Here is a 21,427-nt window from a genome sequence, read left to right as displayed (position 1 = left end):
CAAGGACGCCTGCGCGGGTGCGAAAATCGCAGACATGAACGAAATGCTTGCGCGCGAGGTGCTCGCCGCCGCCGGTCTGTCCGGCGGCGCGGAGCTGCTCGCGCTGGGGGAGAACGCGGTGTTCGCCGTCGGCGACCTGGTGGTCAAGGTCGGCCGGGACGCCGTGCACCACCCGGAACTGCGGGAACGGGCGGAGCGCGAGGTGGCCGTCGCCCACTGGCTGGCCGACGCGGGCGTCCCGGCCGTACGGGCGGCGGAGCCCGCGGCCCGGCTGGTCGAGGGGCACCCGGTGACCCTCTGGCACCGGCTGCCCGAGGCGGTGCGCCCCACCGAGCCGAAGGACCTGGCCCCGCTGCTGGCCCAGGTGCACGCGCTGCCCGCCCCGGACGGCTTCACCCTGCCGCGCCGCGAACTGCTGGGCGGGGTCGAGCGGTGGCTGCGGCTGGCGGGCGACGCGATCGACCCGGCCGACGCCGACTATCTGCGCGAGCGCCGGGACGGCTTCGCCGCGGCGGCCGCAGCGCTGGTCCCGCACCTGCCGCCGGGGCCGATCCACGGCGACGCGCTCACCCGCAACGCGCACGTCGGCCCGGACGGCCCGGTCCTGATCGATCTGGAGACCTTCTCCGCGGATCTGCGCGAGCACGACCTGGTCGTCCTGGCGCTGTCCCGGGACCGGTACGGGCTGGCGCCCGAGGCGTACGACGCGTTCACCGCCGCGTACGGCTGGGACGTGCGCGCGTGGGAGGGGTGCCCGGTGCTGCGCGGGGCCAGGGAGACCGCCAGCTGCGCCTGGGTGTCCCAGCACGCGCCGGCCAACCCGAAGGCCCTCGTGGAGTTCCGCCGCCGGGTGGCCTCGCTGCGCGACGACGACCCGACCGTGCGCTGGTACCCCTTCTGATCCGGGGATACGGATTCTGATCCGGGGATCCGGACCGGGAGGGCGTCAGCCGGCCGGGACCTCGGCCGGGCGGCGCAGCGGCCAGTCGCCGTCCACCACCGCGTCCGCCGTGCCCTTGCGGCGCAGGAAGCTCTGGAAGTCCGCCGCCCACCGGGCGTACCACTCCACCTGGCGCTCGTGCAGCTCGGCGGCGGACATCCGGGCCACCGAGCCGTGGCGCCCGGCTATCGCGTGGGCCACCCGGACCGCGGCCAGCGCGTCCGCCCCCGCGTCGTGGGCGCCGCCGTGGACCACCCCGTACTCCACGCAGACCGCCTCCAGGGTGCGCTTGCCCTTCCGGTAGCGGTCCACCGCGCGGTCGATGGTGTACGGGTCGATGACGGGGCCGATGCCCGCCCCGCCCAGCCGGTCGCTCAGCGAGGGCAGTCCGTGGCGCCGCAGCTCGGCGGTGAGCAGCGTCAGGTCGAAGGCCGCGTTGTACGCGACGACCGGGACGCCCCGGCGCCAGTGGCCGGCCAGCGTCTCGGCGACCTCGTCGGCGACCTCGCGGACCGGGCGGCCCTCCGCCGCCGCGCGCTCGCTGCTGATGCCGTGGATCGCCGAGGCCTGGGCCGGGATCAGGACCCCCGGATCGGCCAGCCAGGTGCGCTCCTGCGCGGGCTCCGCGCCGCTGCTGCCGACGCTCACGACGGCCGCCGTCACGATGCGCGCCTCCAGCGGCTCCGTGCCCGTCGTCTCCAGGTCGAAACCGACCAGCGGCTCACGGTCCCAGCTCATCGGGTACCTCCTTCGTTGCTCCCCCATGTGGTGACCACCCTCGCACGCACCACTGACAGAGCCCCCGGGCCCCCTCGCCGAACGCGCCCGGGGTCGTCCGGGGAGGACGGCCCGTCAGGAGACGGGCCGGGAGTCGGCCCAGACCGACTCGAACTCCTCGCGGTACGTCTCGAACAGCCCGTGCTCGTTCTCCTGCCCGGCGCGGAACACCGCCCGCCCGCCGCCGCGCAGCACCAGGACCGGTGCCTCCATGCCGCGTGCGCGGCGCAGATAGGTCTGGACGACCCCGACCGCGTCCGTGCCGTCGCCGTCCACCAGGTAGGCCGTGAAGCGCGGGGTCTCGTCGAAGACATGGATCTCGAAGGCGCCCGGGTCGCGGAGCTTGGAGCGGACCCGGCGCATGTGGAGGATGTTCATCTCCACCGACCGGCTCAGTTCGCCCTTCTTCAGCCCCAGCTCCCGCTCCCGGCGCTTGACCGCGCTGCTGGCCGGGTTGATGAAGAGCAGCCGGACGCGGCAGCCGGACTCGGCGAGCCGGACGAGCCGGCGGCCCGAGAAGTTCTGCACCAGCAGGTTGAGCCCTATGCCGATGGCGTCGAGCCGCCGCGCGTTGCCGAAGAGGTCCTCGGCGGGGAGCTGGCGCTGGAGCCGCACCCGGTCGGAGTGGACGGAGACCACGTCCGCGTACCGGTCGCCGACCAGCTCCTCCACGGCGTCGACCGGCAGCCGGTCGGCCGACGGGACGGCGGCGCCGCTGCCGAGGATCTCCAGGAGCCGGGCGGAGGCGCGCTCGGCCTGGGCGAGGACCGGCTCGTTCAGGGCGCGGTTGCGGGAGACCACGTTGCGGGCGACCTCCAGCTCGTCGAGGGCCAGCTCCACCTCGCGCCGGTCGTCGAAGTACGCCTCGAAGCAGGGCCAGTGCTGGACCATCAGCTCGCGGAGCTGGGGCAGGGTGAGGAAGCTGAGGACGTTGTCGTCGGCGGGGTCCAGCAGATAGCCCTTGCGGCGGGAGACCTCCCGCACGGCGACGGCGCGCTGCACCCATTCCTGTCCGGCGGGACCGGCGGCGGCCACCACCCAGTCCTCGCCGTGCACCGGCTCGTAGATGGGCCGGAGCACCGCGGCGACCACGGCGCGCAGCCGCTGCTCCACGAGATTCAGCCAGATGTAGGCCCGGCCGGCCCGCTGGGCGCGCATCCGGACCTCGCTCCAGGCGTCCGCGCCCCAGTCCAGCTCCGCGCCGATCTCCACGGGTTGCACAAGCGATACCGCCCCTGGGGGGACATCGGTGGATTCCCCCTCGTGACCTGGGTCACCTGGGGGCAGCTCGAAGCCTCCCGAGCTCACCCGCGCACCGCCTTCCACTCCCCCACCAACGATCAAGGAAGGGTACTCCGGGAGCGGGATCCGGTGCAGCAGGATGCGCATGCTGCTTCGTCAACTCGGCAGTGACGCAGGCTTGTTCTCCACGCCGGGATCGGCCGGAGTGAGGGGATTCATAGTGATTAAGCACCCCATCCCGCCCCGGGGGCGGGGCGGGGGCTCCGCCCGGGGGTCCGGATCACGGTTCTGGGCGACACGAAGAGGCCCGATGTTGACCGGACCGGGTGACGTCCTAGGTCGGCGCACTTCTTTCGGGAAGGATCTGCCCTGATCAGAGGTGGAGGAGTCGAGCCCATGCAGGTATGGCCGGGACAGGCGTACCCCCTCGGCGCCACGTACGACGGCGCCGGGACCAATTTCGCGGTCTTCTCGGAGGCCGCCAGACGGATCGAGCTGTGTCTGCTCCACGAGGACGGTTCCGAGACGGCGGTCGAGCTCAGGGAGACCGACGCCTTCGTCCGCCACGCCTATCTGCCCGGGGTGATGCCCGGTCAGCGGTACGGGTTCCGGGTCCACGGGCCGTACGAGCCGGAGCGCGGGGTGCGATGCAATTCGGCCAAGCTGCTGCTCGACCCGTACGCCCGCGCGGTGGCCGGGCAGATCCGGTGGGGCGAGGCGGTGTACGGCTACCCGTTCGGCCGGCCCGACGCGCGCAACGACCTCGACTCGGCGCCGCACACCATGACGTCGGTGGTGGTGAACCCGTACTTCGACTGGGGCGACGACCGCCGGCCCCGGACGGACTACCACCGCACGGTGATCTACGAGGCCCACGTCAAGGGGCTGACGATGCTCCACCCGGGGCTGCCGAAGGAGCTGCGCGGCACCTACGCGGGGCTGGCCCATCCGGAGGTGATCGCCCATCTGACGGAACTGGGGGTCACCGCGATCGAACTGATGCCCGTCCACCAGTTCGTCCAGGACCACCGGCTGGCCGACGCGGGGCTCGCCAACTACTGGGGCTACAACACCATCGGCTTCTTCGCCCCGCACAACGCGTACGCGTCCTGGGGCGACCGGGGCGAGCAGGTGCTGGAGTTCAAGCAGGCCGTGCGGGCCCTGCACCAGGCGGGCATCGAGGTGATCCTCGACGTGGTCTACAACCACACCGCGGAGGGCAACCACCTGGGGCCGACGCTCTCCTTCCGGGGGCTGGACAACGCCTCGTACTACCGGCTCGCGGACGATCCCCGGTACTACATGGACACCACCGGGACCGGGAACTCGCTGCTGATGCGGTCACCGCACGTACTCCAGCTGATCATGGACTCGCTGCGGTACTGGGTGACCGAGATGCATGTGGACGGCTTCCGCTTCGATCTGGCGGCGACCCTGGCCCGGCAGTTCCACGAGGTGGACCGGCTGTCGTCCTTCTTCGACCTGGTGCAGCAGGATCCGGTGGTCAGCCAGGTGAAGCTGATCGCGGAGCCGTGGGACGTCGGCGAGGGCGGATACCAGGTGGGAAACTTCCCGCCGCTGTGGACCGAGTGGAACGGCAAGTACCGGGACACCGTGCGGGACCTGTGGCGCGGCGAGCCCCGGACCCTGGCGGAGTTCGCCGGCCGGCTGACCGGCTCCTCGGACCTGTACCAGGACGACGGGCGCCGCCCGCTCGCCTCGATCAACTTCACCACCTGCCACGACGGCTTCACCCTGCACGACCTGGTCGCGTACAACGACAAGCACAACGAGGCCAACGGCGAGGGCAACCGGGACGGCGAGAGCCACAACCGGTCCTGGAACTGCGGGGTCGAGGGCGAGACGGACCGGCCGGAGGTGCTGGACCTGCGGGCCCGGCAGATGCGGAACTTCATCGCCACGCTGATGCTCTCGCAGGGCGTGCCGATGCTGAGTCACGGCGACGAGTTCGCCCGTACCCAGCGGGGCAACAACAACGCGTACTGCCAGGACAGCGAGTTGTCCTGGGTGCACTGGCCGGATCCGGCCGCCGACGGGGGCGCCGGGGAGGACGACGGACCGGCGGCGGGCGGCAGCCTCCTGGAGTTCACCCGGGCGATGGTCTGGCTCCGCCGCGACCATCCGGTCTTCCGGCGCCGCCGGTTCTTCCACGGGCGCCCGGTGCAGGGCACCCATGACGAGCTGTCGGACATCGCGTGGTTCACCCCGGAGGGCGGGGAGATGACACAGCGGGACTGGGAGGCCGCCCACGCCAAGGCGCTCACGGTCTTCCTCAACGGGAACGCGATCTCCGAGCCGGGGCCGCGCGGCGAGCGGATCCACGACGACTCGTTCCTGCTGATGTTCAACGCGAGCGACCGGACGCTGGAGTTCCGGGTGCCGGTGGACCACGGGCGGCAGTGGCTGCTGGTGGTGGACACGGCGCGCCCGGTCGGGGTCATGCCCGGTTCGGGGCCGAAGGTGGCGGCGGGCGAGCGGGTGACGCTGGTCGGGCGCAGCATGGCGGTGCTCCAGCGGCCCGCGTAGGGGGTGTCCGACGCATGCGTGCGCGGACGGCCGCAGGCATGTGTCGGACACCCCCCCCCGGGGGGGGCGGGGACACCGCCGGTCGGGCCCTTTGCGGCGTTCTCTGTCACAGATGGCGCCGGGCCGGGTACGGACGACCGCATGACGCCCACCGCCACCTACCGGCTCCAGCTCCAGCCCGACTTCCCGTTCGCGGCCGCCGCGCGCGCCGTGCCCTACCTCGCCGAGCTCGGTGTCTCGCATCTGCATCTGTCCCCGGTGCTGGAGGCCGTCCCCGGCTCCCGGCACGGCTACGACGTCGTCGACCCCGGCCGGGTACGCGGGGAGCTCGGCGGCGAGGCGGGGCTGCGGGACCTGGCCCGCACGGCGCGGGCGCACGGGCTCGGGCTGGTCGTGGACATCGTGCCGAACCACATGGCCGCCGACCCGCGCCACAACCGCGCGCTGCGGGAGGTGCTGCGCGAGGGCCCCTCCTCGCCGTACGCCCGCTGGTTCGACATCGACTGGGCGGCGGGCGGCGGGAAGGTGCTGCTGCCGGTGCTCGGCCGCCGGATCGGCGAGGAGCTGGACCGGTTCCGGGTGGACGGGGAGGTGCTGCGCCTGGACGGCCAGGAGTTCCCGCTGCGGGCGGGGACGGCCGGTCTGCCGCTGCCAGAGCTGCTGGACGCCCAGCACTACCGGCTCTGCTGGTGGCGACTGGCCCGTACCGAGCTGAACTACCGGCGGTTCTTCACGGTCTCGGGGCTGATCGGGGTGCGGGTGGAGGACCCGGAGGTGTTCGCCGCGACCCACGCCACGATCCTGGGGCTGGTCCGGGACGGGGTCGTCGACGGGCTGCGCGTCGACCATCCGGACGGGCTGGCCGACCCTGAGGCCTATCTGGAGCGGCTGTCGGCGGCCACCGGGGGCCGGTGGACGGTGGTGGAGAAGATCCTCACCGGCAACGAGCACCTGCCCGCCGGATGGGCCGTAGCGGGCACCACCGGGTACGACGCGCTGCACCACGTCGACGGCCTGTTCGTCGATCCGGCGGGCGCGGCCGAGCTGGTCGGCCGCTACCGGGAGTTCGCGGGCCCGGCCGCCGACCGGGGCGGCGACTGGACGGCGACCGTCCGCCGGGCCGCGTACGAGGTGGTGACGGACGAGCTGGCCGCCGAGACCGCGCTGCTGACCCGGATGGCGGTACGGATCTGCGCGGCCGATCCCGCGCTGCGGGACCACGCGCCGTGGGCGCTGCGCACGGCGGTCCGGGAACTGCTGGTCCGGGTGCCGGTCTACCGCCCGTACCCGGATTCCCCGTCCTCCCCGTCGACGGAGGAGGCGTTGCCGGAGGCGGCGGTGCGGGACGCGAAGGCGGCCTTCCCGGTCGCGGAGGAGGCGGCGGCGGTCGAGGTGGTCCGGGGGCTGGCGCTGGGGCGGCCGGGCGGGGGGCCGGAACGGACGGCGTTCCGCGACCGGTTCGCCCAGACGGCCTCGGCGCTGCGGGCCAAGTCGGTCGAGGACACCGCGTACTACCGGTACACGCCGCTGGTGTCGGCGAACGAGGTGGGCGGCGATCCGGGGCGGCCCGCGGTGGCGCCGGAGGACTTCCACGCGTTCTGCGCCCGGCTGGCCCGCGACTGGCCGTCCACCGGCACGGTGCTGACCACCCACGACACCAAGCGGAGCGCCGACGTACGGGCCCGGATCGCGGTGCTGACCGAGTGCCCGCGGGCGTGGTCGGAGCTGCTGACCGAGCTGGAACGGGCGGTGCCGGTCGCCGCCCCCGACGCGCAGTTCGCCTGGTCGGCCTGGCAGACGGCGGTGGGCTGTACGGGGCTGCCGGACCATGAGCTGGCCGGGCGGATGGAGCCGACGCTGCTGAAGGCGGCCCGCGAGGCGGGGCTCTTCACCAGCTGGACCGGGTCGGACCGGGGCTACGAGCGGGCCGTGACGGACTTCGTCGCGGCGGGTCCGGCCGGTGCGGGCGGGCCGGTGCGGGAGGCGCTGGAGCGGTTCGCGCGCGCGCTCGCCCCGTACGTCCGGGCCAATGTGCTGGGCGCGGCGCTGGTGCAGCTGACGATGCCGGGGGTGCCGGACGTGTACCAGGGCACCGAGCGGGAGTACCTGGCGCTGGTCGACCCGGACAACCGGCGGCCGTTCCGCGAGCCGGACGGGGAGGGCGGAGGCTGCGGTCTCGGGGCGGAGAAGGCGCGGCTCACCTCGGTGGCGCTGCGGCTGCGGCGCGAACGGCCGGAGGTGTTCGGCACGCCCGGTACGTACGCCCCGGTGGAGGCCCGGGGTCCGGCGGCCGCGCACTGTCTGGCGTTCTGCCGTTCCGGCGAGGTGGTCACGGCGGTGACCCGGCTGTCGTCGCGGCTGGCGGAGTCGGGCGGCTGGCGCGGTACGGAGCTGGTGCTGCCGGACGACGGGGCGTGGGCCGATCTGCTGGCCCCGGACCGGAAGTTCTCCGGGGGCCCGGTCACGTCGGCCGAGCTCTTCGCCGAGCGCCCGGTGGCGTTGCTCAGCCGCTGCTGACGAGCAGGGTCCGCGGGCCCCGGGTGAGCAGCCCGGTGCGGGCCGGGCGGAAGCCGTCGGCCCAGCGGAGCCGGGGCATCGCGTCGAGCAGGGCGCACAGCCCCAGCCGGGCCTCGGTCCGGCCGAGCCGGACGGCCGGGCAGGACTCGGGGCCGGTGAGGACGCGGTCTTGGTCGGTGCGGAACGGGTCGAAGAGGTCGGGGGCGGCGAACCGGTCCGGGTCGCGGCCGGCCGAGCCGGTCAGGCAGGCGACGTGCGCTCCGGCGGGCAGGGTGCCGCCGTCGAGCGTGACCTCGGTGGCCGTGCGGCGGAGCACCACCTGGACCGGTGGGTCGCGGCGCAGCGACTCCGCCCAGGCCGGGTCGGCGAGGGCGGGCTCGGTGCGCAGGGCGGCGAGCAGGTCGGGGGCGTCCAGCACGTGGGCGAGGAAGGAGGCGAGCGCGGTGGTGCGCAGCGCGGTGTGGCGGGTGCAGGGGCTGTGGCCGAGCCGGTCGGGGCAGCGGCCGGGGCCGGTTCCGGTGGCCGCGCCGAGGGGCAGCCACCGGCAGAACTCCTCGACCAGATCGGCCTGTCGGCGGGCGGCTATCCGGCGGGCCAGTACGTAGGCGGTGCGCTCGATCCGGGCGGCGGTGCGGTCGTCCGGGGGCGTGGCGCGGGGGTCCGGGGCGGTGCCGGGCGGGCGGGGGTCGGCGCACTGCGGGCCGCCGTGGCAGAGGCCGAGGGGCGCGGGGCCGGGGCGGGGTGCGGCGTCGTGCGGGAGGCCGGTGAACCGGGGGTCGGTGAGGGCGGTGACCACATCCGCGTACCGGCTGACCAGCCAGACGTTCAGGGGCGCGTCGTAACTGAGCGGGTGCCTCTCGCGCAGGAGCCGGTAGAGGCGGTACGGGTCGCGGGCGGTGGAGGGGGCGAGGAGGCTGGGGCCGGGGCGTGGTCGGGTGGCCGGTGCGGATATGCCTCCCGGCGCGTCGGCCTGCATCCGTGCTCCCTGGACCGTCTCCGTTCGGACCGTGCCGGGGGCTCGCGGACCCCGGCACACGCCGGACCCCGCTGACCGGCCCGGTCCCGCCCGGTCCTGAAGACGTCCCGGGGCCGGGGCGCCGGGATGCGACGCGGTTCCCCCAGGGGACCACTGTCCGGGCCGTGGCGCAGTCGGCGTACGGCCGTCCGGGTGAGCGGCGGTCCGGGGCGTGTCCGGTCGGTCAGCCGGGGGGCGTGGGGGCGGGGGCGGCGAGGCAGAAGCTCATCCGGCCGAAGCTCACCTGGTCACCGGCGCCGACCGGGACCGTGCCGGTGACCCGGCGGCCGTTGACGCAGGTGCCGTTGGTCGAGCCGAGGTCGCGCAGCAGCCAGCCGCCGCCGGGCGCCGCGATGAGCTGCGCGTGCATCCGGGAGACGGTCTCGTGGTTGAGCCGCAGCCCGTTCCCCGGATCGCGGCCGATCTGCAGGGGGTGCGGGCTCGGGGCGGGGAGCAGGAGTTTGGGGAGCCGTTCGTTCCGCCAGACCCGGCGTATCCGGCCGGGGAAACCGGAGACCCCGCCGACGACCCGGAGTACCCGCTGCGAGAAGCCGCTCTCGCCTTCCAGGTCGGCGGTGAGCGCCGCCAGTTCCTCGGGGCGGCGGGCGGTGAGCGCCAGCTCCATGCGCCGCATGAAGGTGTCGTGGGACAACTTGCCCTGCGCGGCGCCGTCTCTGAGCACGCCGAGCACGCGGTCGCGCTGGGCGTCGGACAGGCGCACGGCGTGCGTGTGGGACTCGAAGGAGGACGTCACGCGGTCAATTGTCGGTCCGACCTCCCCGCAGTGTCCAGAAACGGTGCGGTCGGCCGGGCTCCGGCCGGCTCGCGCCCGGCCACGGGCCCGCGCCCGGTAAATCCCCGCGCGCGGGCCCGGGCGCGTTGCTACTGTCTGCCGCCGCAGACCGCCCGAGCACACCGGGCGGCTTTCCGGCCCGCTCGAGGAGCATGCATGACACCTGCGCCGCAGGAACTGACCATCCGTCCGCTCACCGACCCGCAGGAACTCGCCCTGTTCCGGCAGTTGTCGTACGTCTTCGACCACGAGTTCGACGACGATCTCGCCTCGGGACGGCGGCGTCCCGAGTGGATGTGGGTGGCCCTGAGCGGCGAGCGGCTGGTGGCCCGGCTCGCCTGGTGGAGCAACAACGGCGAGACACCCCTCCTCCTGGACGTCTTCGACCTGGACGACACGGTGCCCGAGCCGGAGCGCGGGGAGGCGGGGCTGCGGCTGCTGGAGACGGCGACGGCTGCGGTCGTTCCGGCCGGTGCGCCGAGGCCCGAGTACGGGCGCTTCGTCCCGGCGGACTGGCGGGAGGACCCGGCTGCCCGGGAGATCGTGGAGGCCCGGATCCGGGTCATGGAACGCTCCGGCGCACGGATGCTGGTCGAGCGGCTGCGGCTGGAGTGGCGGGCCGGGACGCCGGTCCCCGAGGACGGCGGGCGGCTCCGGTTCCGCCCGGTCGCCGACCGCGAGGACCTCCTCGCGCTGATGACCCCGGTGATGGAGGGCACCCTCGACGCGCACGGCCGGGCCGACCTGGCTTCCGGGCTGACCGCCCGCGAGGCGGCCGAGAAGCACTACGACGAGGAGCTGGCGCACTACCGCACCCCGCGCGCGTGGTGGCGGATCGCCGAACTCCCCGACGGCGAGCCGGTCGGCTTCGTGATACCGGCCCGCAACAACTACAACCCGATCATCGCCTACATCGGGGTGCTCCCCGGACAGCGCGGCCACGGATACATCGACGACCTCCTCGCCGAGGGCACCCGGATCCTCGCCGCCCAGGACGACGTGGTGCGCATCCGGGCCTCCACCGACCTCGGCAACGTACCGATGGCCCTGTCCTTCGCCCGCCTCGGGTACGTGAACTTCGAGCGCTCCTTCGACATGGTCTGGGACTGACCCCGCCCGGAGCGGACGCACGCGCGGCCGACGTTTCGGCCGGGGCCGAAACCACCGGCGGCCGCCCCCTGGGCACCGCACCCTTCTTTAAGAAGCACGGCGGAGCACCGGTGTCCGGTGTTCCGCCCACGGGGTTCACGCGGGGACGCACCGTCGTTCTGGCTCCGGAACCGGAGTTCGAGACCGGGACCGGGCGCCCGGTGCCCCCGCGTGGAGATGACGAAGGGAACACCATGAAGCACCTGAAGGCCGCGCTCGGCGCCACCGCCGCCACCGTCGGTACCGTCGCCGCCCTGATGACGGGGGCCGGTGCCGCCGACGCCAGCAGCCTCGCCTCCCCCCTCTACGGCTGCCCGTCCGGCGCCGCCTGCGTCTACGCGGAGGGCAAGGCCCCCAGCGCTGCGACCCTGACCGACACCTACTGGTCGTACGGCGCCCACGACCTGAAGAACCAGTACAACTCGCACTGGGTGGCCAACAACCAGACCGGAGGCGCCAGCATCACCCTCTGCTACGGCTATGGCGGCACCACGTGCACCGGCCCCACCATTTACGCGGGCGGAATGTTGGCCGTCGACCTGACCAAGGTCAACTCCATCCGCCTCAACCGCTCGTAGCTCCCGGCCCGGTGCCCCGGGCCGCCTCTTCCAGGCGTCTCAGTTGCCGGCCGGGGATGGTCGCGTCCTCACCGCGCGGCCCCACGGCCAGCAGCAGCCCGCCGCCTCCGTCCGGCCCCGCCCCCACCGGGTCCGGTCCGGACGGGGAGTCGCGGTGGTGGCAGGCGCCGCTGCCGTCGCCGGGGCTGAGGCCGTACGGGGGCCCGGCGCCGGGGAGCCGCAGGGACCGGTACGGGGTGAGCGGCCGGTTCATGACACCGCGCGGGACGGCGAAGCGGTAGTACTCGGTGAGCCCTCGTACGTCGGTGTCCGTGCCGGGCCAGACGGTGTCGTTCCAGAGCAGGTCGGGACGGTAACGGCGGATCAGCTCGCGCAGCTGCGCACCGGCGTACGCGGGGTAGTCGCCGCGCGGGACGGCCGCGCGGGCGTGCGCGGCGGTGCCTATGGGGCGGGCGTCGAAGGTCCAGTCGAGCCCGGCGGAGTAGCAGATCCCCAGCCGCATCCCCTCGGCGCGGACCGCCTCGGCGAACTCGCCGAGCACATCGCGCCGGGTGTGCCAGCGGGCCCGGTGCGGGTTGGTGATCGTGGAGGGCCAGAGGCAGAAGCCGTCGTGGTGCTTGGCGACCAGGACGGCGTAGTCGGCGCCCGCCGCGCGGAAGGCGCGGGCCCAGCCCGCCGGGTCCCAGCCGGTCAGTGCGTCCTGGAAGTCGCCTCCGAAGGCGGCGTACGGGCGGCTGCCGTAGGTCGCGCGGTGGTGGGCGGCCACGGGGCTGCCGGGGAACCGGAGCCCGTTCTCGTACCACTCGGCGTGCGGCGTCCAGGCCAGTGGCGCGCGGCGGGCCGCCGCCGGGAGCCGGTCGGCCGGGACGCGCGGCGGGGCCCAGCCCGGCACGGAGGCGGGCGTCCAGTGCACGAAGATCCCGAGTGCCGCCCGGGACCACCACGCGTCGGCCGTGCTCAGCACCCCGCGCCGCCGCTCTTCCGCGCGCGGACCGGGGCGCGGCACCAGTCGTACGGGGCCATGGGGGTGCGGCCGCGGTGGCCCGGGGGGAAGCCGGGCGGGAACGACGGCACGGTCATCTCGGCCTCCACAGGGCGTACGAGGAAGTGCGGACGGATCGGAAAGTGCGTATTGATCAGAACCTGAGGGGGCAGTGATCAGAAGCAGACCTTAATCGCCGGTAACAGCGTGGATCCAGTGCCGTGGGCGGGTGATGGTCGCTGTGCGGTGGAGGGTTACGGGGGCGAGGAGAAGAGGAGCGTCGGCATGCTGTTCGAGGTATGGGCCCCGAAGGCCGGTTCGGTGGAGCTGCGGCTGCGGGGCGGGTCCCGGGCCATGGAGCGGGCCCCCGGGCGGGACGGCTGGTGGGAGGTGGCGGCCGACGCCTCGGACGGGGACCGCTACGGGTTCGTCCTCGACGGCGGGGCGGACGGTTCCGACGGCGTACGGGTGCTGCCCGATCCGCGCTCGCGCCGCCAGCCGGACGGGCTGGACGGGGAGAGCGCCGTCGTGGACCACGGCCGCTTCGCGTGGCGCGCCGAGCGGCCGGGGCGCGGGCTCCAGGACGCCGTCCTGTACGAGCTGCACATCGGCACGTTCACCCCGGAGGGCACCTTCGACGCCGCGGCGGCCCGGCTCGGGCACCTCGCCGAGCTGGGTGTCACCCATGTGTCGCTGATGCCGGTCTGCCCCTTCCCCGGCACCCACGGCTGGGGGTACGACGGGGTGTCGCTCTGGGCCGTGCACGAGCCGTACGGCGGGCCGGAGGGGCTGAAGCGCTTCGTCGACGCGGCACACGGCCTCGGGCTCGCGGTCCTCCTGGACGTGGTCCACAACCATCTGGGCCCGTCCGGCAATTATCTTCCGGCCTTCGGGCCGTACTTCACCGACACGCACCACACCCCCTGGGGTGCGGCGGTCAACCTCGACGCCCCCGGTTCCGACGAGGTGCGGGCGTATCTGCTGGGCAGCGCGCTCGCCTCGCTGCGCGACTACCGGCTCGACGGGCTCCGGCTCGACGCGGTGCACGCCCTGGCCGACGGGCGGGCGCTGACCTATCTGGAGGAGCTGTCGGCGGCCGTGGACGCGCTCGCCGCCGAGCTGGGCCACCCGCTCCCGCTGATCGCCGAGTCCGACCGCAACGACCCCGGGGACACCACCCCGCGCCCGCAGGGCGGGATCGGGCTGCACGCGCAGTGGAACGACGACTTCCATCACGCCCTGCACACCGCGCTGACCGGTGAGTCGCAGGGCTACTACGCGGACTTCGCGCGGGCCCCGCTGGCCGCCCTCGCCCACACCATGACCGGGGTCTTCTTCCACGACGGGACGTACTCCGCCTTCCGGGGCCGCACCCACGGGCGCCCCGTCGACACCGCCCGCACCCCCGCCCACCGCTTCGTCGGCTACGCCCAGACGCACGACCAGATCGGCAACCGGGCCCGGGGCGACCGGCTCGCCGCCGCCCTCTCCCCCGGGTTGCTGGCGTGCGCCGCGGCGCTCGTGCTGACCGGGCCGTTCATCCCGATGCTGTTCATGGGCGAGGAGTGGGGGGCACGCACCCCCTGGCAGTTCTTCACCGACCACACCGACCCGCGACTGGCCGAGGCGGTGCGCGAGGGGCGGCGGCGGGAGTTCGCGGCGCACGGCTGGACGGCGGAGCAGGTGCCCGACCCGCAGGACCCGGCTACCCGGGACCGCTCCTGCCTGGACTGGGACGAGGCGGCCCGCGAGCCGCACGCCCGGCTGCACGCCTGGTACCGCGAGCTGATCGCGCTCCGCCGCGCCCTGCCCGACCTGCGCGACCCGGACCTGGCGTCGGTGCGCACCGCCCACAACGAGCGGGCGCGCTGGCTGCTGTACCGCAGGGGCGAGCTGCGGATCGCGGTCAACCTCGGCGGGGAGCCGGCCGACATCCCGCTGGGCGGCGGCCGGGGCCGGGTGGTCGCCGCCTGGGAGCCGGTGGCGGCCCCGGGCGGCGACGGGCTGCTGCGGCTGCCGCCGGAGTCGTGCGTCGTACTGGCCGACGGCTGACCGGGCGAACCGCTCCCCAGAGCTGACCCGTCATCCCCGGCGGGCGGGCGGCCAGGGACGGCAGGACAGCCCCTACTCGACGACCGCCAGTTCCCGGGCGGTGGTGTTGAGGCGCCGGCCGCCGTCCTCGGTGACGGTCACGATGTCCTCGATCCGCACGCCGAACCGGCCCGGCAGGTAGATGCCCGGCTCCACCGAGAAGCACATCCCGGGCACCAGCGGCAGCTCCTCGCCCTCGATCATGTAGGGCGGTTCGTGGGTGGTGACGCCGATGCCGTGGCCGGTGCGGTGGATGAAGCGTTCGCCGTAGCCGAACTCGGTGATGACGGCGCGGGCCGCGCGGTCGATCTCCTGGCAGGCGACGCCCGGCCGGACCGCGTCGCACCCCGCCCGCTGGGCCTCGCGGACGATGTCGTGGACCCGCTGCTCCTCGGCGGTGGGTTCGCCGACGTGGACGGTGCGGGAGGTGTCCGAGCCGTAGCCGTGCTTGAGGCCGCCGAAGTCGAGGACGACCATGTCGCCGTGCTCGATGGTGCGGTCGCCCGCCTCGTGGTGCGGGTTGGCGCCGTTGGGGCCGGAGCCGACGACCGTGAAGTCGACCTGGGAGTGGCCGAACCTCCTGAGCAGGTCGGCCAGTTCGGCGGCGATGTCGGTTTCCTTGCGGCCGGAGAACCGCACCTTGAGGATCTCTCCGTAGGTGGCGTCGGCGGCGGCCCCGGCGGCGGCGAGCCGCTCCAGCTCGTGGGCGTCCTTCACCGCGCGCAGCATCGGCAGGGCGTCGGTGAGCGAGACGTAGGAGCTGTCCGGCAGGGTGCGCTGGAGGCCGAGCAGATGCATCGCCCAGGCGTTGTCGCTGACCGCGAACCGGCCCCGCCCGTCGAGCAGCGGGGCGGCGACGGCGTACGGGTCCGTGCCGTCGGTCCAGTCGCGCAGGGTGAGGGCGGGGGCGCCGACGGCCGCCCCGGCGTCCGGGGCCTCCAGCGTCGGGACGACGAGCACCGGGTCCTGCCCGGCCCGGAGGACCAGCAGGGTGAGGCGTTCGGTGTTCACCGGCTGGTAGCCGGTGAGGTGGACGAGGTCGGGGCCGGGCGCGACGAGCACCCCGGCGAGCCCGGCCCCGGCGGCGGCGTCGGCCGCCCGCTCCATTCGGGCCCGGTAGTCGTCGGCGGTGAACGGTACGGGCTGGCTCTGGCTGGACATGCGGGGACCTCCTGGCGCTACGGCACACGGCGTACAGCATCCTGCCCGTCCGGACGGGCGGACGCGAGCGGACCGGGCCGCCGCCCGGCAGGCTCTCCGGCGCTCAGGTGCCCTTGCCCTCCAGGTAGGCGAGCACCGCCAGGACCCGGCGGTGCACCGTGCCGTCGTCGGGCTCCAGGCCGAGCTTGGCGAAGATCGAGCCGATGTGCTTGCTCACCGCCCGCTCCGTCACGACGAGTTCGGCGGCGATGGTGCCGTTCGCCTTGCCCTGGGCCATCAGCTCCAGCACCTCGCGTTCGCGCGGGGTGAGGCTGCGCAGCGGGGTGGCGGTCGACTTGCGGGTGAGGAGCTGGGTCACCACCTCGGGGTCGAGCGCGGTGCCCCCGGTCGCGACCCGGTCCAGGGCCTGGAGGAACTGGTCGACGCGGCCGATCCGGTCCTTCAGGAGGTAGCCGATGCCCTGGGCGCCCTGGGCGAGCAGTTCGGCGGCGTAGGTCTCCTCGACGTACTGGGAGAGGACCAGGATCGGCAGTTCGGGCAGCTTCTCCCGGGCGGCGAGCGCGGCGCGCAGCCCCTCGTCGCGGAAGGTGGGCGGCAGCCGTACGTCGAGGACGGCGGCGTCCGGGCGGTGTTCCAGGAGGGCGGGCAGCACCTCGGGCCCGGTCGCGGCATCGGCCACCACCTCGTGGCCGGCACTCGTGAGCAGCAGGATCAGCCCCTCCCGCAGCAACGCGTTGTCCTCGGCGATCACGATCCGCACGGCAGCTCCACCTCGATCTCCGTCGGCCCCCCGGCGGGGCTGCTGATGCGGGTGGTTCCGTCCAGGGCGGCGATCCGCCGCCGGATGCCGGCCAGCCCGCTGCCGGAACCGCCCAGGTGGGCGCCCCCGGTGGCGGGCCGCTCCGGTGTCGTGCCGTACCGTTCCGCCGCGCCGCCGCGCCCATTGTCGCCGATGGTCACGCGCAGGGTGCCGGGGGTGCGCCGCAGGCGCACGGTGGCGGCGGTCGCCCCGCTGTGCTTGCCGATGTTGGTGAGTGCCTCGGCGATGACGTAGTACGCGGCGGCCTCGATGGCGGCCGGGAGTCTGCGCCCGTCCTCGACCCCGTCCAGTTCGGCGGCGACCGGTACGCCCGCGTCGGCGGCCAGGGCCCGGACCGCGCCGCCCAGTCCCCGGTCGGTGAGGACCGGGGGGTGGATGCCGCGCACCACGTGGCGCAGTTCGGCGAGGGCGGCCTCCGCCCCGTCCTGCGCCTCGTCCAGCCGGACCCGGGCGGCGGCCGGGTCGTGGTCCAGGAGCTGCCGGGCCAGGCCGATGCGGAGGGACAGGGCGACGATCCGGGCCTGGGCGCCGTCGTGGAGGTCGCGTTCGATGCGGCGCAGTTCGGCGCCGTGCGCCTCGACCGCGCCCGCCCGGCTCTCGGTCAGCTGGGCGATCCGTTCGGCGAGCGCGCCCGACGGCGAGGTGGTGAGCAGCGACCGGGTCCAGCTCGCCGACAGGTCCGCGAGGACCCCGTGCCAGCGCAGCACCCAGCCGGTCCGCGGGGGCGGCGGGGTGCCGTACTCGTCGGCGGCCCGCCGGTCCAGCAGGTGCAGGACCGTCAGCCCTGCCCCGTCCACCAGCAGCCCGACCGGCCACAGCACCATCGCGAGATAGCCGAGGGCGTTGCCCATGAGGGCCTGGACGGGCAGCCAGAGGGCGTCGCGCCAGACCGTCGGGTCGGTGAGCACCCGCCGGACCCGCTCGGAGAGTTCGTCGCTGTCCAGCGGCGGATAGGAGGTGGGGACGAACGCGAGGCCCAGCCGGGCCGCCGCCCGGCGGCGCTCCCACTCCGCGCACCGGCGCAGCACCTTGGCGGCCTCCGGCAACGCGGGCAGCCCAATCAGCACGGCGGCAAAGAGCATCGCGGCCACCACCAGGAACGTCCCCACATAGGCGAGCAGCGCGACGCCGATCCCGATGGCCAGATAGCGCGAGGCGTCCCAGGAACGCCGGACGGCGGCGGCCAGCGGGGTGGCGGGGGAAATGGCACTGCTCATGACATGCCAGGTTACGGGGGTCCGCGGTACGCCGGAGGGGTACCCGCTCCCCGGCCGTGGTGGAGCGGGCTGTACCCCCGTTCCGGGTATCCGCTCTCTCGTCCCACGCCACCCCTGTTCCTAGCGTTGACGCAGGTCACAGGGTGTGCCGAGCGAAGGAGCCGGGGTAGTGGCGGAGACGATGACGGCGGTGCGGGGGGCCGCGCTGCGCCTGGAGGCGGTGAGCCGGCGCCATGGTGGGCCGGGCCGGGGGACGGTGGCGCTGGACGCGGTCAGCTGTGTGGTCCCGGCGGGGAGCTTCACCGCGGTGGTGGGCCCCTCGGGCTCGGGGAAGAGCACGTTCCTCCGGTGTGCGGCGGGGCTGGACCGGCCGACGTCGGGGACGGTGCGGATCGGGTCGACCGATCTCGGCCCGTTGTCGGAGGCGGCGCTGACCCGGTTCCGGCGGGACCGGATCGGGTTCGTCTTCCCGTCGCACGCCCTGAATCTGGTGCCGTCGCTGAACGTGGAGGAGAACGTCGTGCTGCCGCTGGTGCTGGCGGGCGCCGACCCGGCGGACGAGCGGGTGCTGGCCCGGGGACGGGAGCTGCTGGCCCGGGTCGGTCTGGCGGGGCGCGGCGGGCAGGACCCGGCGGCGTTCTCCGGCGGGGAGAAGCAACGGGTCGCGGTGGCACGGGCATTGGTGACCGCCCCCGAGGTGGTCTTCGCGGACGAGCCGACCGCCGCCCTGGACCCCGCGTCGGCGGAGCTGGTGCTCGGGCTGCTGGAGGACGCGGTGCGGATCGACGGCCGTACGGTCGTGATGGTCACCCATGACCCGGTGGCGGCGGCCCGGGCGGAGACCGTGCTGACGATGGACGGCGGCCGGCTGCGATGAGAGTGCGGGAGAAGGAGGCGGCCGGGGTTTCGGGGGCCGAGGTGCGGGCCGGGATGCGGCGGGCCTCGGAGTTCCTCGCCCGGCGTTCGCTGGCGACGCGGCGCCGGTCCTGGGCGCCGGTGTTCGCGGCGACGGCGGCGGCCGCCGCGCTGATCGGCGCGTTCGCGCTGGTCGTGGGCGTGCTGCTGGTGGTGGAGCCGCCGGTGGGACGGTACGCGGGGGCCGACGCGGTGGTGGTGGCGGAGCAGCGGGTGACGTACACCGCGAAGCCGTGGGGCAGCGAGCCGAGGACGGTGACGGCGTATCTGCCGGAACGGGTGCGGCTGGAGCGCTCCGTGGTCGCGCGGGCCGCCGCCGCGCCCGGGGTGGCGCGGGCCGTCGCGGACGCCACGGTTCCGGTGACGGCGGCCGGGGCGCGGGGCGCGGCCCCGGCGCTCGGCCGCTCCTGGGCGGCCGCCGCGCTCGCCCCTTACCGGCTGACGGCCGGCCGCCCGCCCCGGTCGGACGCGGAGGTGGTCCTGGACGGGGCGCTGTCGGCGGCCACCGGGGGCCGGACCGGGGATCGGGTGACCCTCCAGGCGGGCGGGGCGCCCCGGACGTACACCGTCAGCGGGATCGCCGACGGCGGCGGCCGGTCCGGTGGCTCCCCCGCCGCCTTCCTGACCGGACGCCACCTCACCGCCCTGGCCGGGCACCCGGGAACGGTCGACGCGGTCGGGGTCCTGGCGAGGCCGGGGGTGTCGTCGGACGCGTTGCGGGCGTCGTTGGAACGGGCCTGGGCGGGCCGGGACTCCGGCGCCCCGGCGGTCCGGGTGCTGACCGGTGCGGAGCGCGGGCGGGCCGGGCAGCCGGACGCGCTCGCCGCCCGGGACGAGCTGCTGCCGCTGCTCGCCTCGGTCACCGGGACGGTCTTCATGGTGGCGCTCCTGGTGATCGCCACCGCCATCGCCCAGGCGGTCCACCAGCGCTCCGGCGAACTGGCACTGCTGCGGGCTGTCGGGGCGACCCCCCGTCAACTGCGGTCGGCGGTGGGCCGCGAGGTGGGCCGGGTCGCCGTCGCGGCGGCGGTGGTGGGCGGTGCCGGGGCAATACCGCTGGGGCTGTGGATGCGGTCGCTGCTGGCCACGGACGCGCTGCCGTTGCCGGTGCCGTGGTGGCTGCCGCCGGTCGCGGCGGTGGTGGGCGGAGCGGTGGTCGCGCTCGCGGCCCGCCCGGTCGCGGTGCTCGCGGCCCGGTCCGGCACCTCGGGCCGGCCCGCCGCCGCGCCGGGTCCGGCCGGGGCTTCGGAGCCGGGCGCGCCGGGGAAGGTCCGGACGGCCGCCGGGGCGGTGCTGGCGGTGTCGGGGCTGGGGGCGGCCGGGGCGGCCACGGCCCAGGGCGGCCAGGCGGCCGCGGTGGCCGCCTCGGGGGCGGCGACCTCGCTGGTCGTCGCGGTGGCGCTGCTCGGGCCGTGGATAGCGCGCGGGGCGGTGCGGGTGGGCGGTCCGCCGGTGCGGTGGCTGGGCGGGGCGCCCGGGTTCCTGGCCGCGCGGTCGGCCGCCGCGCACCACCGTCGGCTGGGTGCGGCGCTCACCCCGATCGTGCTGGCCGTCGCGTTCGTCTGCGTCCAGCTGGCGGCGGGCGCGACGCTGGAACGGGCCGCCGACCGGCAGGCCGCCGCCGCGCTGCGGGCCGGTCTGGTGGTGACGGGCCCGGCCGCCGGGCTGCCGGACGGGGCGGTCCGGGCCGTGCGCGAAACGCCGGGGGTGGTGGCGGCGACCGGGGTGCTGCGCTCCACCGTCGTCCTCGCCCATCAGGAGCTGGGCGACCCGAGGATCGACCGGTTCCCGGTGCTCGGGGTGGCGGCGGACGGACTGTCCGGCACCCTCGACCCCGGGGTCGTCTCGGGCGACCTGGCGGACCTCACCGGCCGGGACACCGTGGCCGTCGGCACCGACCGGGCCGGGGACCTCGGTGTCGGCCCCGGCGACACCGTACGGCTCCGGCTCGGCGACGGCGCCCAGGTCCGGCTCCGTGTGGTGGCGCTGTACGAACGGGCACTGGGGATCGGCGAGTTCCTGCTGCCGCGCGAGGCGCTGGCCGGCCATGTCGACGTCCCCCGCGACCGCTCGGTGCTGGTCCGCACGGCGGACGACACCCCCTCGGCCGCCACCGTCGCCGCGCTCCGGCGGGCGCTCGCCCCGTACACCGGGGTGACGGTCGGGACCGCGACCGCCGACGACGTCCGGATCGCCCCGCCGGTACCGGCCGGGGACGACGCGGTCACCGTGGTGGGGGTCTGGGTGATCGGCGGGTTCGCGCTGTTCGCGGTGGTGAGCACGTTGTCCCTGATCACGGTGGGGCGCCGGGCCGAGCTCCGGCTGCTGCGGACCGCCGGGGCGGGGCGCGGACAGCTGCTCCGGACGCTGGTGCTGGAGACCGGGCTGGTGACGGTGGCCGGGCTGGTGGTCGGCACGGTGGTCGCGGCGGTCCCCCTGACGGCGTTCGCGGTGTCCGCGGCCGGTTCTCCCCCGTATCTGCCCCCGGCGGAGTACGGGCTGCTCGCCCTGGCCGTGACGGTCGCGGCGGCCGCGGGAACGCTCGGGCCCCTCCTGGTACGCCGACGGGGCTGAGGCGCGCAGTCCGGCGGCAGCTCGACCGCCGTCGCAGCTCGCGGACGCACGACGGCGCCCGGCCCCGAACGGTTCGTTTCCGGGGTCGGGCGCCGTCGTGGCGACGATC

Annotated in this window: 16 protein-coding genes; 8 read left to right on the top strand and 8 right to left on the bottom strand. The window is 75.1% G+C overall.

Annotation, left to right across the window (positions count from 1 at the left end):
• The first annotated feature begins 34 nt into the window (after positions 1–34).
• Entirely contained in the window at positions 35–901 is an 867-nt protein-coding gene (locus ACF08W_RS25595; RefSeq protein WP_352273010.1) for an aminoglycoside phosphotransferase family protein, read from the top strand.
• A 45-nt stretch (positions 902–946) separates the two neighbouring features.
• On the opposite strand, the gene ACF08W_RS25590 is transcribed toward ACF08W_RS25595, so the two are convergent.
• Positions 947–1,678 (bottom strand): 3'-5' exonuclease, encoded by a 732-nt coding sequence (locus tag ACF08W_RS25590; protein ID WP_352273011.1) that lies wholly within the window; start codon positions 1,676–1,678, stop codon positions 947–949.
• Positions 1,679–1,792: 114 nt separating this feature from the next.
• Positions 1,793–3,025: an SAV2148 family HEPN domain-containing protein gene (locus tag ACF08W_RS25585; RefSeq protein WP_352273012.1), complete on the bottom strand. Its 1,233-nt coding sequence runs from the start codon at positions 3,023–3,025 to the stop codon at positions 1,793–1,795.
• Positions 3,026–3,355: 330 nt separating this feature from the next.
• Here ACF08W_RS25585 and glgX point away from each other — a divergent pair, with 330 nt between their 5' ends.
• Both glgX and treY read left to right on the top strand, forming a co-directional pair.
• Complete coding sequence (gene glgX / locus ACF08W_RS25580; protein WP_385206023.1) at positions 3,356–5,506, top strand: glycogen debranching protein GlgX; 2,151 nt, start codon at positions 3,356–3,358, stop codon at positions 5,504–5,506.
• 141 nt (positions 5,507–5,647) lie between these two features.
• On the top strand, positions 5,648–8,023 hold the full coding sequence (gene treY, locus ACF08W_RS25575) for a malto-oligosyltrehalose synthase (RefSeq protein ID WP_392280668.1): 2,376 nt from the start codon (positions 5,648–5,650) through the stop codon (positions 8,021–8,023).
• Here treY and ACF08W_RS25570 read toward each other — a convergent pair.
• Entirely contained in the window at positions 8,010–8,999 is a 990-nt protein-coding gene (locus ACF08W_RS25570) for a cytochrome P450 (protein ID WP_392280667.1), read from the bottom strand. The genes treY and ACF08W_RS25570 overlap by 14 nt on opposite strands.
• Positions 9,000–9,222: 223 nt before the next feature.
• Positions 9,223–9,792: a DUF1707 and FHA domain-containing protein gene (locus tag ACF08W_RS25565; protein WP_352273016.1), complete on the bottom strand. Its 570-nt coding sequence runs from the start codon at positions 9,790–9,792 to the stop codon at positions 9,223–9,225.
• A gap of 195 nt (positions 9,793–9,987) precedes the next feature.
• Between ACF08W_RS25565 and ACF08W_RS25560 the strand changes: the two genes are divergently transcribed.
• Positions 9,988–10,941, top strand: coding sequence for a GNAT family N-acetyltransferase (locus ACF08W_RS25560; protein WP_392280666.1), 954 nt, complete (start codon positions 9,988–9,990; stop codon positions 10,939–10,941).
• A 233-nt stretch (positions 10,942–11,174) separates the two neighbouring features.
• Positions 11,175–11,558 carry a hypothetical protein gene (locus ACF08W_RS25555; RefSeq protein WP_392280665.1) on the top strand — a complete coding sequence of 128 codons (384 nt, stop codon included), beginning with the start codon at positions 11,175–11,177 and terminating at the stop codon, positions 11,556–11,558.
• On the opposite strand, the gene ACF08W_RS25550 is transcribed toward ACF08W_RS25555, so the two are convergent.
• Complete coding sequence (locus ACF08W_RS25550) at positions 11,545–12,522, bottom strand: alpha-L-fucosidase (RefSeq protein WP_392280664.1); 978 nt, start codon at positions 12,520–12,522, stop codon at positions 11,545–11,547. The genes ACF08W_RS25555 and ACF08W_RS25550 overlap by 14 nt on opposite strands.
• Before the next feature lie 303 nt (positions 12,523–12,825).
• On the opposite strand from ACF08W_RS25550, the gene treZ reads away from it, so the two are divergent.
• Entirely contained in the window at positions 12,826–14,592 is a 1,767-nt protein-coding gene (gene treZ / locus ACF08W_RS25545) for a malto-oligosyltrehalose trehalohydrolase (protein WP_392280663.1), read from the top strand.
• A 72-nt stretch (positions 14,593–14,664) separates the two neighbouring features.
• Here treZ and ACF08W_RS25540 read toward each other — a convergent pair whose 3' ends face one another.
• The 3 genes from ACF08W_RS25540 to ACF08W_RS25530 all read right to left on the bottom strand — a co-directional run bounded on the left by ACF08W_RS25540 (position 14,665) and on the right by ACF08W_RS25530 (position 17,829).
• Positions 14,665–15,792: an aminopeptidase P family protein gene (locus ACF08W_RS25540; RefSeq protein WP_352273021.1), complete on the bottom strand. Its 1,128-nt coding sequence runs from the start codon at positions 15,790–15,792 to the stop codon at positions 14,665–14,667.
• Positions 15,793–15,895: 103 nt separating this feature from the next.
• Positions 15,896–16,552, bottom strand: coding sequence for a LuxR C-terminal-related transcriptional regulator (locus ACF08W_RS25535; protein WP_392280662.1), 657 nt, complete (start codon positions 16,550–16,552; stop codon positions 15,896–15,898).
• Positions 16,540–17,829: a sensor histidine kinase gene (locus ACF08W_RS25530; RefSeq protein WP_392280661.1), complete on the bottom strand. Its 1,290-nt coding sequence runs from the start codon at positions 17,827–17,829 to the stop codon at positions 16,540–16,542. The genes ACF08W_RS25535 and ACF08W_RS25530 overlap by 13 nt, the downstream gene beginning before the upstream one ends.
• A gap of 181 nt (positions 17,830–18,010) precedes the next feature.
• Between ACF08W_RS25530 and ACF08W_RS25525 the strand changes: the two genes are divergently transcribed.
• Both ACF08W_RS25525 and ACF08W_RS25520 read left to right on the top strand, forming a co-directional pair.
• Positions 18,011–18,706, top strand: a complete 696-nt coding sequence (locus ACF08W_RS25525; RefSeq protein ID WP_392280677.1) for an ABC transporter ATP-binding protein — start codon at positions 18,011–18,013, stop codon at positions 18,704–18,706.
• Positions 18,703–21,318 (top strand): ABC transporter permease, encoded by a 2,616-nt coding sequence (locus tag ACF08W_RS25520; RefSeq protein WP_392280660.1) that lies wholly within the window; start codon positions 18,703–18,705, stop codon positions 21,316–21,318. The genes ACF08W_RS25525 and ACF08W_RS25520 overlap by 4 nt, the downstream gene beginning before the upstream one ends.
• Positions 21,319–21,427 lie beyond the last annotated feature (109 nt).

Source organism: Streptomyces sp. NPDC015144 (assembly GCF_043079735.1).
Lineage (GTDB): Bacteria > Actinomycetota > Actinomycetes > Streptomycetales > Streptomycetaceae > Streptomyces.
This window is presented reverse-complemented; position numbering and strand designations above follow the sequence as displayed.